This is a genomic window from Microbacterium phoenicis, assembly GCF_047302325.1.
GTDB lineage: Bacteria > Actinomycetota > Actinomycetes > Actinomycetales > Microbacteriaceae > Microbacterium.
In genome coordinates, this window is the sequence record NZ_CP154849.1 from 2,834,788 (window position 1) to 2,850,108 (window position 15,321).

General features: G+C 68.6%; 13 protein-coding genes. 5 read left to right on the plus strand and 8 right to left on the minus strand.

What is annotated here, in order from left to right; translation table 11 throughout:
- Positions 1-18: 18 nt before the first annotated feature.
- The 8 genes from ABCU91_RS13965 to ABCU91_RS14000 form a co-directional block, all read right to left on the minus strand.
- The gene (locus ABCU91_RS13965; RefSeq protein WP_413354170.1) at positions 19-1,311 is read right to left on the minus strand and encodes a thymidine phosphorylase; all 1,293 of its coding nucleotides are present in this window, start codon (positions 1,309-1,311) and stop codon (positions 19-21) included.
- Positions 1,308-1,862, minus strand: coding sequence for a cytidine deaminase (locus tag ABCU91_RS13970; RefSeq protein WP_413355415.1), 555 nt, complete (start codon positions 1,860-1,862; stop codon positions 1,308-1,310). Before ABCU91_RS13970 ends, ABCU91_RS13965 begins: the two co-directional genes overlap by 4 nt.
- Positions 1,757-3,043 (minus strand): ABC transporter permease subunit, encoded by a 1,287-nt coding sequence (locus ABCU91_RS13975; protein ID WP_406923574.1) that lies wholly within the window; start codon positions 3,041-3,043, stop codon positions 1,757-1,759. The genes ABCU91_RS13970 and ABCU91_RS13975 overlap by 106 nt, the downstream gene beginning before the upstream one ends.
- Positions 3,040-4,350, minus strand: coding sequence for an ABC transporter permease (locus tag ABCU91_RS13980; protein WP_413354171.1), 1,311 nt, complete (start codon positions 4,348-4,350; stop codon positions 3,040-3,042). The genes ABCU91_RS13975 and ABCU91_RS13980 overlap by 4 nt, the downstream gene beginning before the upstream one ends.
- Complete coding sequence (locus tag ABCU91_RS13985) at positions 4,347-5,861, minus strand: ABC transporter ATP-binding protein (protein ID WP_406923572.1); 1,515 nt, start codon at positions 5,859-5,861, stop codon at positions 4,347-4,349. The genes ABCU91_RS13980 and ABCU91_RS13985 overlap by 4 nt, the downstream gene beginning before the upstream one ends.
- Before the next feature lie 111 nt (positions 5,862-5,972).
- Positions 5,973-7,097: a BMP family protein gene (locus ABCU91_RS13990; protein ID WP_406923571.1), complete on the minus strand. Its 1,125-nt coding sequence runs from the start codon at positions 7,095-7,097 to the stop codon at positions 5,973-5,975.
- A 174-nt stretch (positions 7,098-7,271) separates the two neighbouring features.
- Positions 7,272-8,384 carry a mannose-1-phosphate guanylyltransferase gene (locus ABCU91_RS13995; protein ID WP_091356056.1) on the minus strand — a complete coding sequence of 371 codons (1,113 nt, stop codon included), beginning with the start codon at positions 8,382-8,384 and terminating at the stop codon, positions 7,272-7,274.
- Between the two features lie 59 nt (positions 8,385-8,443).
- Positions 8,444-10,378, minus strand: a complete 1,935-nt coding sequence (locus tag ABCU91_RS14000; protein WP_413354172.1) for a S16 family serine protease — start codon at positions 10,376-10,378, stop codon at positions 8,444-8,446.
- A 225-nt stretch (positions 10,379-10,603) separates the two neighbouring features.
- Between ABCU91_RS14000 and sdhC the strand changes: the two genes are divergently transcribed.
- The 5 genes from sdhC to ABCU91_RS14025 are packed head-to-tail and all read left to right on the plus strand — an operon-like array spanning position 10,604 to position 15,302.
- A complete protein-coding gene (gene sdhC / locus ABCU91_RS14005; protein WP_133400247.1) occupies positions 10,604-11,038 on the plus strand; it encodes a succinate dehydrogenase, cytochrome b556 subunit in 435 nt (144 codons plus the stop codon).
- A complete protein-coding gene (locus ABCU91_RS14010) occupies positions 11,038-11,499 on the plus strand; it encodes a succinate dehydrogenase hydrophobic membrane anchor subunit (protein WP_018188785.1) in 462 nt (153 codons plus the stop codon). The genes sdhC and ABCU91_RS14010 overlap by 1 nt, the downstream gene beginning before the upstream one ends.
- A gap of 47 nt (positions 11,500-11,546) precedes the next feature.
- Complete coding sequence (gene sdhA / locus ABCU91_RS14015; protein WP_091356068.1) at positions 11,547-13,373, plus strand: succinate dehydrogenase flavoprotein subunit; 1,827 nt, start codon at positions 11,547-11,549, stop codon at positions 13,371-13,373.
- Positions 13,373-14,140: a succinate dehydrogenase iron-sulfur subunit gene (locus ABCU91_RS14020; protein WP_091356072.1), complete on the plus strand. Its 768-nt coding sequence runs from the start codon at positions 13,373-13,375 to the stop codon at positions 14,138-14,140. The genes sdhA and ABCU91_RS14020 overlap by 1 nt, the downstream gene beginning before the upstream one ends.
- 22 nt (positions 14,141-14,162) lie before the next feature.
- Positions 14,163-15,302: a YihY/virulence factor BrkB family protein gene (locus ABCU91_RS14025; protein WP_413354173.1), complete on the plus strand. Its 1,140-nt coding sequence runs from the start codon at positions 14,163-14,165 to the stop codon at positions 15,300-15,302.
- Positions 15,303-15,321 lie beyond the last annotated feature (19 nt).

Sequence of the window (15,321 nt, forward strand, 5' to 3'; positions counted from 1 at the left end):
AGTCCTGTCGTGAGGGTTTCAGGCGGTGATGCGCTCGAGGACGAGCGGGGTGGATGCCGGGGCTTCCGCACCGATCTCCCAGGCGCCCTCGAGCGCCTCGGCGGCCCGCGCGAAGCGGTTCTCATCGTCGGCGAGCAGGGTGAACAGCGGCTGTCCGGCGGTGACCGTGTCGCCCGGCTTCACGTGCAGGTCGATGCCGGCGGCGTGGATGACGGGGTCCTGCGCGCGGGCACGTCCGGCGCCGAGGCGCCAGGCCGCGATCCCGAACGGGAGGGCTTCGAGCCGCGTGACGACGCCGGACTCCGTCGCGGTGACGGTGTGGGTCTCGCGCGGCGCCGGCATCGCCGCATCCGGGTCGCCGTCCTGAGCGCGGATCATCCGGCGCCACGAGTCCATGGCGCGGCCGTCCTTCAGGGCGGCCTCCACGTCGGCGTCGGGCTGGCCGGCGAGAGCGAGCATCTCGCGCGCGAGGGCGACGGTGAGCTCGACGACGTCCGCGGGGCCTCCGCCGGCGAGCACCTCGACGGACTCGCGGACCTCGTTCGCGTTGCCGATGGCGAGGCCGAGCGGCGTGTTCATGTCGGTCAGCAGCGCCGTGGTCGCGACGCCCGAGTCCGTGCCGAGGGCGACCATCGTGCGGGCGAGTTCGCGGGCCTTGTCGACGTCCTGCATGAAGGCGCCGGAGCCGAACTTCACGTCGAGGACGAGCGAGTCGGTTCCCTCGGCGATCTTCTTCGACATGATGCTCGAGGCGATGAGCGGGATCGCCTCGACCGTGCCCGTGACGTCGCGGAGCGCGTACAGGCGCTTGTCGGCCGGCGCGAGGCCGGAGCCGGCGGCGCAGATGACGGCGCCGACATCGCGCATCTGCGCGATCATCTCGTCGTTGCTGAGAGCGGCGCGCCAGCCGGGGATGGCCTCGAGCTTGTCGAGCGTCCCACCGGTGTGCCCCAGGCCGCGGCCCGAGAGCTGCGGCACGGCGACGCCGAACGCGGCGACGAGCGGCGCGAGCGGCAGGGTGATCTTGTCGCCCACGCCGCCGGTCGAGTGCTTGTCGACGGTCGGCTTGCCGAGGCCGGCGAAGCTCATCCGCTCCCCCGACGCGATCATCGCGTCGGTCATGACGCGGATCTCGTCGCGATTCATCCCGTTGAGGAGCACGGCCATCGCGAACGCGGCCATCTGCGAGTCGGCGACGTACTCCCGCGTGTACGCGTCGATCATCCAGCGGAGCGCGTCCTCGGGGACGGCTCCCCCGTCGCGCTTTGTGCGGATGACGTCGACGGCGTCGAACGCCTCGACCGCGCTCATCGGGCGGCCTCCAGGTCGCGGGGACCGAAGGCATCCGGGAGGACCTCGTCGATCGTGCGGATGCCCGACACGGTCTCGAGCAGCATCCCGGGGATGGCGAACTCGTTGAGCAGCTGCCGGCAGCGTCCGCACGGCATGATCGTCTCGCCGTCGTTGTTGACGCAGACGAACGCGACGAGCTCGCCGCCGCCGGTCATGTGGAGGTTCCCGACCAGGCCGCACTCGGCGCACAGGCCGACGCCGTAGGACGCGTTCTCGACATTGCAGCCGGTCACGATCCGCCCGTCGCTCACGAGCGCCGCGGCGCCCACTCGGTAACGGGAGTACGGCGCGTACGCCTTCTCCATGGCCTCGACGGCTGCCGAACGCAGCTCGTCCCAATCGATGTCGGTCACGACTTCTTCCTCTGTAGATGAGCGGATGCCGCGGGTCGCGGTATCCCGTGTCAGCCCTTGATGTAGGGCTTGCCCGCTGCCGCGGGCCCGCGGATCTGGCCGGCGAAACCGGCGACCGCGAGGATCGTCACGACGTACGGCAGCATCAGCATGAATTCGCTGGGGATAGGGGTGTCCAGCACGGTGAGCTGGTTCTGCAGGTTCGTCGCGAAGCCGAACAGGAGTGCGGCGAGCGTCGCGCGGATCGGGTCCCAGCGTCCGAAGATGACGGCCGCGAGAGCGATGAAGCCGAGTCCCGCGGTCATCTCCTTGCCGAACTGCGGCACCGAGACGAGCGTGAAGTACGCGCCGCCGATGCCGGCGATCGCACCGGCGAGCGAGACGTTCCAGAACCGCGTCATGTTGACCTTGATGCCCACGGTGTCGGCGGCCTGCGGGTGCTCGCCGACGGCCCTGAGGCGAAGGCCCCAGCGCGTGCGGTACAGGCCCCACGAGACGACGGCGACCGTGATGTACATGAGGTACACGATGAAGGTCTGGTTGAACAGGACCGGACCGATGATCGGGATCTCGCTGAGCAGCGGGATCTCGATGCGACCGAAGCGCTCGGGCTGGTTCAGCGTGTCCTCGTTGGGGACCAGCAGCGCCCCGTACAGGAAGCCGGTCAGGCCCGTGACGAGGACGTTGAGGACGACACCGACGATCACCTGATCGACAAGGTACTTGATCGCGAACGCCGCCAGGACGAACGAGACGAGGACGCCACCGATCATCGCGCCGAACAGGCCGACGAAGGGATTCCCCGTGATGCTCGAGAGGAGGGCCGCCGAGAACGCGCCGAGGAGCAGCTGACCCTCGATGGCGACGTTGACGACACCGACGCGTTCGCCGATGACACCGCCCAACGCGCCGAACACGAGCGGGACCGACAGCGAGACAGCACCGAACAGGAGGCTCGTGACGGGGAAGATCCCACCGGCGGCCGCCCACACGATGAATGCCAGGACGGCGATCACGGCGAAGGCCGTGGTCAGCCAGAGCGGCGTCCGGCGGTAGTTCCAGGCGTTCCACCCGGCGAGGGCTGCGAGCGCCATCAGGATGACGACCATCACCCAGCTCGTCGCCCCCGTGGGAACGGCGAGGTCGGGGACCGCGATGGAAGACGTCGCGTCGCCGAGTCGGAACGTCGTGGTGACGCCGCGCGGCACCAGCAGGAACAGCAGTGCCATGAGCACCGTGACGACGCCGAAGACGAGGGGCACCTTGATGTGCCGCTCCTTGACAGCGGTCAGCTGGACGGTGCCGTCGGATTCGAGTGCGGGAGCAGGAGCGCTCATGCCGACACCGCCTTCTTCGCGGCCTTGGCTCGCGCCTTGTCCGCCTTCTCGATCTCGGTCTTGGGTAGGAAGAACACGGCGCGCAGCAGCGGCGGGGCCGCGATGAAGAGGACGACGAGCGACTGGACGACGAGCACGATGTCGACCGGGATGCCCTGCGCCTGCATCGAGAACGATCCCGCCTTGAGTGCGCCGAACAGGATGCCGGCGGCGAAGGTGCCCCACGCGCGGCTGCGCCCGAGGAGCGCGACGGTGATCGCATCGAAGCCGATACCGGCGTCGATGGTCGCGGCGAAGCCGGTCGTCACGTTGCCCTGGATCTGGTTCATCGCTGCGAGGCCTGCGAGGCCACCGGCGAAGACCATGGCGTAGACGTAGATGCGCTCGACGTTGATGCCGCCCGCGCGTGCGGCGTGAGGGTTCTCACCGACGGCGCGCATGCGCAGGCCCAGGCTGGAGCGCTCGATGAGCCACCAGACGAACAGCGTTGCGATGACGACGATGACGAAGCCCCAGTCGAGCTGCGGGAACATCGGGCCGAGCAGGTCCGGGAACTGCGCGCTCGCGGGGGTCGGCTGCGACTGCGGCTGGTTGGTCCCCTCCGCCTGCAGGAGGCCGGGGGTGCGCAGCATCCACAGCAGCAGGTAGTAGGCGACGTAGTTGAGCATGATCGTGAGGATCACCTCGTGCGCGCCGGTGCGCGCCTTCAGGAGACCCACGAGGCCGCCCCAGATCGCACCGCCGAGGATGCCGGCGAGGAGCGTGATCGGCAGGTGGATCAGCAGCGGCAGGTCGAGGTTGAAGGCGAAGAACCCGGCGAAGAGCGCACCGACGAGCATCTGGCCGCGCGCACCGATGTTGAACAGGCCCACGCGGAACGCGAGCGCGACGCCGAGGCCTGCGGCGATCAGGGGGGCTGCGAACCCGAGCGAGTTCGTCAGCGGCCGGATCTGCGCGGCGAAGTCGGTCACGCGCGGGTTGAAGACGGCGCCGCGGAACAAGGCCTCGTAGCCGTTGTAGATGGCGTTCCATGCGGCGACGATCGTGTCGGTGGGGCGCGCGAAGAAGTATCCGCTGGCCTCCTCGACGTCCTCGTTCGTCACGGCGATGAGGATGCCGCCGACGATCAGCGCCAGGACGACGGCGAGGATCGTGGTCACCGCGCTGCCGCGCATGAGCTCGCGGAAGAAGACGTCCGTCCGGGACGTCTCCTTCGGCTCCTTCTCCCCCGTCAGCGGACCACTGGCCGTCGGCAACCGGGTGGCGGGGTGCGCCGCGTCGGCGGCGCCGGGCGTGGTGCCGCTCATGCAGCCACCTCCGGGTCGGTTGCGCCGGCCATCATTAGGCCGAGGGTGTCGCGGGGGGTGTCACCGGGAACGATGCCGACGACGCGGCCTCGGTACATGACCGCGATGCGGTCGGCGAGGGCGGTGACCTCGTCGAGTTCGGTCGAGACGACGATGACGGGGATGCCGGCATCCCGGGTCTCGACGATGCGCTTGTGGATGAATTCGATGGAACCGACGTCGACGCCGCGCGTGGGCTGCGCGGCGACGAACAGCTTGAGGTCGCGGCTCATCTCGCGAGCGATGACGACCTTCTGCTGATTACCGCCCGAGAGGGTGCCTGCGGGGGTCTCCGGTCCGCGCGTACGGATGTCGTACTCTTCGATGCGGGCGCGGGCGAACGCGTCGAGCTCGGCGCGACGGATGGTGCCTCCGCGCGAGAACGCCGGGTCGGTCGACCGGTCGAGGATCAGGTTCTCGGCGACGGAGAAGCCGCCGACCAGGCCGTCCTCCTTGCGGTCTTCGGGAACGAAACCGACTCCGGCATCGAGGATGCTGCGGACGCTCTTGCCCACCAGTTCGATGCCGTCGAGGCGGATCGAGCCCTCGGTGCGGGCTGCGAGGCCGACGATCGCCTCGACCAGTTCGGTCTGACCGTTGCCCTGCACGCCGGCGACGGCCAGGATCTCTCCCGGGCGGACGTCGAACGAGACGTCGTCGACGACGATGCTGCCTCCGGGAGTGAGGACGCGGAGGTCGCGCACCTCGAGGCCGCCCTCGCGGACGCTCGCAGGCTCCTTCTGCACGGTGAGCTCGACCGCGCGACCGACCATCAGCGATGCCAGCTCGGCGTTCGTCGCCGTGGGGGACGCCGTGCCGACGATCTTGCCGAGCCGGACCACCGTGATGCGGTCCGCGACCTCACGGACTTCGCGGAGCTTGTGGGTGATGAAGACGATGGACGTGCCTTCGTCGCGCAGCTGACGCATGATGCCCATCAGCTCATCGGTCTCCTGCGGCGTGAGGACGGCGGTCGGCTCGTCGAAGACGAGGACCTTCGCATCGCGCGAGAGCGCCTTGATGATCTCGACCCGCTGCTGGACGCCGACGGGGAGGTCGCCGACGAGGGCGTCGGGGTCGATCTGGAAACCGAAGCGGTCCGCGACGGCGCGGACGTGGTCGCGGGCCTGGGCCAGGTCGAGCCGTCCGAGACCCTTCGTCTTCTCGTGTCCGAGCATGACGTTCTCGGCGACGGTGAAGACGGGGATGAGCATGAAGTGCTGATGCACCATGCCGATCCCGGCGGCCATCGCGTCGCCGGGACCCCGGAAGTTCTGGACGACGTCGTCCAGGAGGATCTGGCCTTCATCTGCACGGTAGAGGCCGTACAGGACGTTCATGAGTGTGGATTTGCCGGCGCCGTTCTCGCCGAGGAGAGCGTGGATCTCCCCCGGCTCGACCACGAGGTCGATGTGATCGTTGGCGACGAGGCTGCCGAATCTCTTGGTGATTCCGCGGAGCTCGAGCTTCATACGAGAACCCTATCCGGCGGGTGTCAGGAAGCACCCGCCAACGAATGTGGAGTGAACGGCACTCGGGGCGGGCAGCTGCACGCCGCCCGCCCCGAGTGTGTGTCGTTCAGATCACGGCGAGTTCTTCGACTCCACCGTGATGTCGCCCGAGACGATCGCCTTCTGGAGGGCGGCGAGCTCGTCGGTCAGACCGGCGGGCAGCTTCGACTCGAAGTCGTGGAAGCTCGAGAGCTTGACGCCCTCGTTCTCCAGCGTGCCGACGTACGGCGCGGCGTCGAACTCACCGGTGGAGGCGGCGACCGTGGTGTCGTAGACGGCCACGTCGATGGCCTTCATGATCGAGACCAGCGTGACGTCGGTCACGCTCGTGTCGGCGACGGCGAGGTCGGTGTCGACGCCGAGCATGAGCGTGTCGTCACCGCTGTCGGTGATGGCGGCCGCGGCGCTCTTGTAGATGGGGCCGCCGACCGGGAGGATGACGTCGACGCCCTGGTCGAGGACGGACTGCGCGGTCTGCTTCGCGGTGTCGTTGGCGTCGAAGCCGCCGGTGAAGGCGCCCTTCTGGCCCGCGACGTCCCAGCCGAAGAGCTGGACGTTGGCGCCCTTGTCCTCGTTGTACTTCTCGACGCCGAGCGCGTAGCCGTCCATGAAGACCGCGACGGACGGGATCTGGATGCCGCCGAAGGTGCCGACCTTGTTGACGCCGGCCTCCGCGGACCATGCCGCGGCGGCGTAGCCGCCGAGGTACGCGGCTTCGGCCGTGTTGAACACGAGGGGCTTGATGTTGGGGGCGTCGGTCTTGCCGTCCTGGTCGGTGTCCGCGTAGTCGTCGATGATCGCGAACTGCAGGTTGGGGTTGGCCTTCGCCGCCTCGACCGTCGCGGCGGCGAGCTTGAACCCGACCGAGACGATGAGGGTGCAGCCCTCGGAGATCGCCGTCGTCATGTTGGGCTCGTAGTCGTTGTCGTTGGTCGACTCGAACTCGATGGGGTCCACGCCGAGCTCGTCGGCGGCCTTGTCCATGCCGTTCTTGGCCGACTCGTTGAACGACTTGTCGTTCCAGCCACCGGCGTCGGAGATCAGGCAGGGCTTGAAGCCGTCGACGACGTCGCCGGCACCGGCGCCGGCGGACGACGACGGGTTGGCCTCGGGGGCGGTACCGCAACCGGCCAGCGCGGCGATGAGAAGCGCGGCACCGGCGATGCCGGCGAGCTTCTTCGGGTTCGAGATGGTCAAGAGTGCCTCCACGGAAGAGAACCCGCGGACTTCGCGGGTGTGCGCAACCGAAGTTACCTACTGTGACGGCGACCGGGCACCCTGATGAGCGCGTGAGGCCGAATGGTTACAAAGCCGCAATGAACCCGTCACAGGAGCGGCATCCTGCCCAAGGAGCCCGCCCCGGGACAGGTCTCAGAGGACGTCGCCGCGGCCGGTCACCTTCAAGGCGTCGACCACGCTCTTCACGCGCTGCGCATGTTCCGCCGTCGTGACGAGCAGCGCGTCGTCGGTGTCGACCACGACGATGTCGCGCACACCGATGATGCTGATCACCCGGCTGGTCTGCGAGACCACGATCCCGCTCGCCGCATCGGAGAGCACGCGAGCGTTCTGACCGAGGATCGCGAGGTCGCTGCGACCGGCGGAGTTGAGCTTCGCGAGGCTCGCGAAGTCTCCGACGTCGTCCCAGTCGAAGTGCCCGGGCACGACGGCGAGCTTGCCCTTCTCCGCGGCGGGCTCGGCGACGACGTAGTCGATGGCGATCTTCTCGAGGGTCGGCCAGATGCGGTCGACGGCAGGACCCCGGCGGTCCCTGTCGTCCCATGCCTCGGCGAGCTCCATGAGCCCCGCGTGCAGGGTCGGGTTGTTGGCTTCGATCTCGGCGAGCAGCACGTCCGCCCGCGAGATGAACATGCCCGCGTTCCAGAGATAGGAGCGGTCGGCGACGTAGGACTTGGCGGTCTCGAGGTCGGGCTTCTCGACGAACCGCTCCACGAGGGAGGCATCCCGAGCGCCCTCGACGATCAGCTCACCGCCGCGCTTGATGTAGCCGAACCCGATCGCGGGCTCCGACGGTGCGATACCGATCGTGCAGATGTACCCCTCGCGGGCCACCGCGACCGCGTCGCGGACGGCGAATTCGAAGACGCGCGAGCCGCGGATGACGTGGTCCGCCGCGAAGGAACCGATGACGACATCCGGATGCCGACGGTGCAGGATCGCCGCGGCGAGACCGATCGCGGCGGCCGAGTCGCGCGGCTCCGATTCGAGGATGACGTTCTTGTCCGGGATGCCGGGAAGCTGCCCCTCGACGGCCGCCCGGTGTGCGCGACCGGTGACCACCGCGATCCGATCGGGCCCCGTCAGCGGCTCGAGCCGGTTCCAGGTGTCGCGCAGCAGGGAGTGCCCGGAACCCGTCAGGTCGTGGAGGAATTTCGGCGCATCGGCGCGGGAGAGCGGCCAGAGGCGCGATCCGACACCGCCGGCGGGGATGACGGCGTAGAAATCCTCGATGTGTTCGACCATGCCCCGAACCCTACCGGCGTCGGATGACGCTCCCGTTCCGCGCAGGTGACGGCCGTCGCTCACTCGGCGGCGACGGCCGTGGCGTCCTGGAACCCGCCCAGGTAGGCCAGCAGCCGCGCCGTGACGAAGCCGTAGCTGTACTCCGCGAGGGCACCGAACTGGTTGTTCGGGTCTCCGTCGTTCATGAGCCCGGCGGCCTCGTAGGAGCCGACGGTCAGCACCGGAGCGGTCTCGTTGTCGGCGAGGGTGCGGATCTCGCCGCCCAGCTGGTCGCGGCCGAGATCGATGGCGTTGCCCAGGGCCCCCTCGAACTGCACGCCGATGATCTGGTAGTTCTCGTCGAGCTGGGCGTTGTTGTAGTACTTCTCGACGAGCACCTGGTTGCGCACGTAGTTGCTGACCCCGTAGCCCATCGCCGCGTACGCGGCGTTGGGCTCATCCGCGCCGATGTACTCCTCGAACACGGGCAGCATCGCCTGCTGGTGCTGAGCGGCGGCCACGTTGAGGTCGAAGGTCGACAGGTGACCCAGGACGACCTCCGTCGAGACGCCGTTCGACTCCGCGAGGGAGGGGACGAGCCCGCTCGTCGTGAACGCGGCGTAGTTGGCGTCCGCACCGCGGCGGAAGAAGTCGCCGACGGCAGCGAGGTCCACGTCGGTCTTGAGCGCGGCGCCCGGGTTGTCGCGCCCGAGCTCGAACAGCTGCTGAGCGTTCGCGATCTGCGTCTTGGCGAGCTCGGCGTAGAGCAGTGACGCGCTGAGGCTCGTGAAGATCGCCTCGAGGTCGGGCACGGCCCCTTCTTCGTACTGCGCGTACAGGGTGTCGAGCTGCGACGTCGCGTAGTCGAGAAGCGTGTACGCGTCGAACGCCCGCGCATACGCGACGGTGATCGCTTCGACGTCGGAAAGCGTCTCGGGCTCGTAGGTGCCGAGCTGGTCGAGGAAGGACGTGAACCGCCCCTCCGCTGCGGAGGTGTCGAGCGCGCGATCGATGACGGTCGAGAGGCCGGGGAGCCCCTGCGTGTAGAGCGGCGTCAGGAGGTCACCCGACGCTGCGAGCGTCTCGATGTAAGCGGCCGCCTCCTGTGCCTTGCCGAACGCGCCGGCGACGAGCCCCTGCCGGCGCAGCTCCTCGGCCTCGGTGCGCGCGTCCTGAGCGAGGTCGAGGATGCCGGTGGAGTCCAGCATCGACTGCGCGTCCGCAGAGAGCGCGCGGTATCGACCCGCCGCCTCGTCGTACCGCGAGAGCGTCGCGCCGACCTGCGCGTCGACCTTGTCGTAGGAGCGGTTGTCCAGCCGCGGATCGTTGCCGGATGCCGGCGGCGCCAGGTCCTCGCCGGTGAGCCGCGGGTACGCCTCGTAGATGTCGCCGACCTCGACCACCTCGACGCCGAGCCGCTGCCCCTCCCGGACGACGTCGACCGTCTCGCCCGAGGCATCCGGACTGTTCCGCTGTCCCAGCGGGATGAGCACGGTCTCGATGCCGTCCTCGCTGGCGCCCTTGATCTTCTCGGGGATGCCGCCGACCGGGCCGATGGAGCCGGTCGCGTTGATGGTGCCGGTCATCGTCACGGACTCGGAGATCTCGTCGCCCTGCGAGAGCGCGATCAGCGCGACGGTCTTGAGCGCGCCGGCGCTCGGTCCGTCGATGCGACCGGCGATTTCGAAGCCGAAGGTCCCGCTGAGCGGCTGCCCCGTCAGGAGCGTCGAGACGATCGCCGCGTTCCAGCTCGCGGCCCGCGAGGCGTCGCCGAGCCCGGACACCTCGTCCTCGCTGAACTCCAGACGTAGGTCGCCGTCCTCGGCGGGCGTCCGCGTGATGGTCTCGCTGCCCACTCCCCCGCTGTCGCCCTGAACGAAGAGCGGCTGGATGTCGATCGATCCCGTCTTCGAGGCTTCTTCGCGCTGGGGCGACGGAAGCGCGAAGCATCCACTCGTCGCGAGGACGGCGACGGCGAGCACGGGGACGACGAACGGGCGGATGAGTCGAGACACCGGCGGGCCTTTCGGGAGAGGGCTGGATCCGCATCGACGGTAACGGGTTCGTCGTCCCGGCTGGATGAGAATCCCGTCACCTTCTAAGGCTCGCCTTCCTCGCCCGCCTCCTTCGACGCCGCTTAGGATGGTCGGTGCGCCCGCTTGCGACGATGGGCGACATTCCCCGGGATGCCGCGATCTCGCCGCACGCGCGCGATCCATCTCACTCAAGGGAGGACGACCGTGTCTGCACCAGCACGCGTCACGCCGTCGATCGCTGAGACCACGTCCAAGACCCCGCGCGGCACGCTGTACCGCGGCAACGAGGGCATGTGGTCGTGGGTCCTTCACCGCATCACCGGCATCGCCATCTTCTTCTTCCTGCTCGTGCACGTCCTCGACACGGCGCTCATCCGGGTCTCGCCCGATGCGTACAACGCGGTCATCGGCACGTACAAGAACCCGATCATGGGCATCGGCGAAGTCGCCCTGGTCGGCGCGATCGTCTACCACGCCTTCAACGGCCTCCGCATCATCGCGGTGGACCTCTGGCCGTGGGCCACGCGCCACCAGCGTCAGCTGTGGTGGGGTGTGCTGGCCGTCTGGGCCGTCACCCTCGTCGGCTTCGCGGCGCGCCACCTTCCGAACGTCTTCTCGCACATGGGAGGCGAGCACTGATGACCGCCGACACCCTCGCCGCTCCGCGCACCCCGCAGGGCAAGGCCGCCGTCCGCAAGAAGGGCCCCAACCTCGAGAAGTGGGGTTGGGTCTTCATGCGCGTCTCGGGCGTTCTGCTGCTCGTCCTCATCTTCGGCCACCTCTTCGTCAACCTCATGCTCGGTGAGGGCATCTCGGGCCTGGACTTCGCCTTCGTCGCCGGCAAGTTCGCCACGCCGTTCTGGCAGTGGTGGGACGTCCTCATGCTGTGGCTGGCGTTCATCCACGGCACGAACGGCATGCGCACGATCGTCAACGACTACGTCACCAACGCGAAGGTCCGCCGGGTCCTCGTCACCAGCCTCTGGGTGGTGGCCGGCTTCATGATCCTCCTCGGCACCCTCGTCGTCTTCACCTTCGACCCCTGCATCCCCAACCTCGACGGCAGCGTTCTGGCCGAGGTCTGCAAGGCACAGGGCTGAGCCGGCTCGCCCGGCACGCAAACGCAGAGAACAGAGGCAATCGTCACGTGAGCACTCAGACCGCGGACTCCGTCGTCAAGGACGGCGTCCACTACCACCAGTTCGATGTCGTCATCGTCGGCGCCGGCGGCGCCGGCATGCGCGCCGCGATCGAAGCCGGTCCCGGCGCGAAGACGGCCGTCATCACGAAGCTCTACCCGACCCGCAGCCACACCGGTGCGGCGCAGGGCGGCATGGCGGCAGCGCTCGCCAATGTCGAAGAGGACTCCTGGGAGTGGCACACCTTCGACACCGTCAAGGGCGGGGACTACCTCGTCGATCAGGACGCGGCCGAGATCCTCGCCAAGGAAGCCATCGACGCGGTCATCGACCTCGAGAACATGGGCCTGCCCTTCAACCGCACGCCCGACGGCAAGATCGACCAGCGTCGCTTCGGCGGTCACACGGCCGAGCACGGCAAGAACCCCGTCCGTCGCGCCTGCTACGCCGCCGACCGGACAGGACACATGATCCTCCAGACGCTGTTCCAGAACTGCGTCAAGCTCGGCATCAACTTCTTCAACGAGTTCTACGCGCTCGACCTCATCACGGTGAAGGATGCCCTCGGTCGCACCGGCATCGCCGGTGTCGTCGCGTACGAGCTCGCCACCGGCGACCTGCACGTCTTCCACTCGAAGGCCGTGATCTTCGCGACCGGCGGCTTCGGCAAGATCTTCAAGACCACCTCGAACGCGCACACCCTCACCGGTGACGGCGTCGGCATCGTCTGGCGCAAGGGCCTGCCCCTCGAGGACATCGAGTTCTTCCAGTTCCACCCGACCGGCCTGGCGGGCCTCGGCATCCTCCTCACCGAGGGTGCCCGCGGTGAGGGCGCGATCCTCCGCAACGCCTCGGGCGAGCGGTTCATGGAGCGCTACGCCCCCACCATCAAGGACCTGGCCCCCCGCGACATCGTCGCACGCTGCATGGTCAAGGAGGTCCTCGAAGGTCGCGGCGCCGGCCCGAACAAGGACTACGTCTACCTCGACTGCACCCACCTGGGTGCCGAGGTCCTCGAGACCAAGCTCCCCGACATCACCGAGTTCGCCCGTACCTACTTGGGCGTGGACCCGGTCGTCGAGCCGGTGCCGGTCATGCCGACCGCGCACTACGCGATGGGCGGCATCCCGACCAACATCAAGGGCGAGGTCCTCGCGGACAACGACACCATCGTCCCCGGCCTCTACGCCGCGGGTGAGTGCGCGTGCGTGTCGGTGCACGGCGCGAACCGCCTCGGGACGAACTCGCTCCTGGACATCAACGTGTTCGGCAAGCGCTCGGGCCAGAACGCCGTCGAGTACGTCCAGACGGCCGAGTTCATGCCGCTCCCCGAGGACCCCGCGAAGGAGGTCCGCGAGCTGATCGAGGGCCTGCGCAGCAACGCCGGGACCGAGCGCATCTCCACCCTCCGCAAGAAGCTGCAGGAGGAGATGGACGCCAACGCCCAGGTCTTCCGCACGGAGGAGACCCTGACCAACGTCATGGGGACGATCAACGACCTGCGCGAGCGGTACAAGAACGTCCACGTCGACGACAAGGGCAAGCGCTACAACACCGACCTCCTCGAGGCCGTCGAACTGGGCTTCCTGCTCGACATCGCCGAGATCGTCGCCTACGCCGCCCGCAACCGCAAAGAGAGCCGCGGCGGACACATGCGCGAGGACTACCCCGACCGCAACGACGACAAGTACATGCAGCACACGATGGCCTACCTCACGGGCGATCCGCACTCCGCGAACCCCGAGGACCACATCCGCCTGGATTGGAAGCCCGTCGTGTTCACCAAGAACGAGCAGGGCGAGTACAACTACCCGCCGATGGAGAGGAAGTACTGATGACGATCGTCGACAGCGGCGCCCCTGCGCAGACGCAGGAGACGAACGACTCCGGCATCCAGTCGTATCTGGTCACCTTCATCATCCGACGCTTCGACCCCGAGGTGGACGCTGAGCCGCGCTGGGTCGACTACGACGTGGAGATGTACCCGACGGACCGCGTGCTCGACGCGCTGCACCGCATCAAGTGGGACGTCGACGGCACGCTGAGCTTCCGCCGCTCGTGCGCGCACGGCATCTGCGGCTCCGACGCCATGCGCATCAACGGCCGCAACCGCCTCGCCTGCAAGACGCTGATCAAAGACCTCGACATCTCGAAGCCGATCTACGTCGAGGCGATCAAGGGCCTGCCGCTGGAGAAGGACCTCATCGTCGACATGGACCCGTTCTTCGAGTCCTTCCGCGACGTGCAGCCCTTCCTGCAGGCGAACAGCGCGCCGGAGCCCGGCAAGGAGCGGATCCAGTCCATCAAGGACCGCGCCGTCTACGACGACACCACGAAGTGCATCCTCTGCGCCGCGTGCACGTCGTCCTGCCCGGTGTTCTGGACCGACGGCCAGTACTTCGGCCCCGCCGCGATCGTCAACGCACACCGCTTCATCTTCGACTCGCGCGACGACGCGGGCGATGTGCGCCTCGACATCCTCAACGACAAGGAAGGCGTGTGGCGCTGCCGCACCACCTTCAACTGCACCGAGGCGTGCCCCCGCGGCATCGAGATCACGAAGGCCATCGCCGAGGTCAAGCAGGCGGTCCTCCGCGGCTGACCCGTCCCGATAGCCTCGAGGCGTGACCTCGGACGACACGGCGCCTCCCCTGCGCGAGCGGTGGGAGGCGTCTCGTCTGCGCGAACGCCTCGACCAGCCGATCGAGCGGGCCACCGAGCTGACGCAGCGGACGATCGGCTCGTTCCCGGTCCGGGTGTGGCGCCGCTTCCTCCGGCGGAACGGGTTCTTGCTCGCGGCATCCATCAGCTACCAGTCCCTGTTCGCGATCTTCGCGACGCTCTACACCGCCTTCGCCGCGATCGGCCTGTGGCTCGGGGGTTCGCAGGCGGCGATCGACGGACTCATCGCCGTCGTGAACTCCTACCTGCCGGGATTCATCGCCGCCGGCAGCACGGTCGAGCCCGCCGACGTCGCCCAGATCGCCCGCGACAGCAGCAGCCTGCTGGCCGTCACCGGTGCGATCGCCGTGACGGTCGCGATCTGGACCGCGATCGGGTTCGTCACCTTCACCCGTCGCGCCGTGCGCGACATCTTCGGTCTGCCCTTCGACGCGCGCAGCTTCGTGCTCCTGAAGCTCGGCGACCTCCTCGCCGCCGTGCTGTTCGGACTGGCCCTGGTCCTCGGCGCCGCCTCGGGCCTGGTCGCCGGCGGTGTCGTCGCCCGCGTCCTCGCGTGGGCCGAGGTGCCGTACGAGTCGACCCTCGTCGACGTGACGAGCCGGATCGCCTCCGTACTCGTCAGCATCATCCTCAACACTGCCGCCCTGACCGGCCTCATCCGCTTCCTGACGGGGACCACGCTTCCCTGGCGCGCCATCATCCCCGGGGCCGCCGCGGGCGGCAGCGCTCTGGCCCTGCTGCAGCTCGGCGCCGGATTCCTCGCGGTCTACTCCCCCACCAACCCGCTCCTGGCCACCTTCTCCGTCGTCATCGGCCTCCTGCTGTGGCTTCGCCTCGCCGGGATCATCATCCTCGTCGCGGCATCCTGGATCTCCGTGGCCGCCGAGGACGCCGACATCCCGCTCGTGGAGGTGACGGCGCAGCAGCGCCGCGAGCAGGAGCGGCGCGCGCTCCGGGTCGTGGCTGAAGCCGGCGTCCGCGAGGCGCGGCAGGCGGTCGCTGATGCCTCGTGGTGGCAGAAGCCGGGCGCACGGCGAGACCTCCGGCACGCCGAGGAGCTCCTCGACCGCACGCGTCGGTGAGACGTGTCCGTGGCCCTCG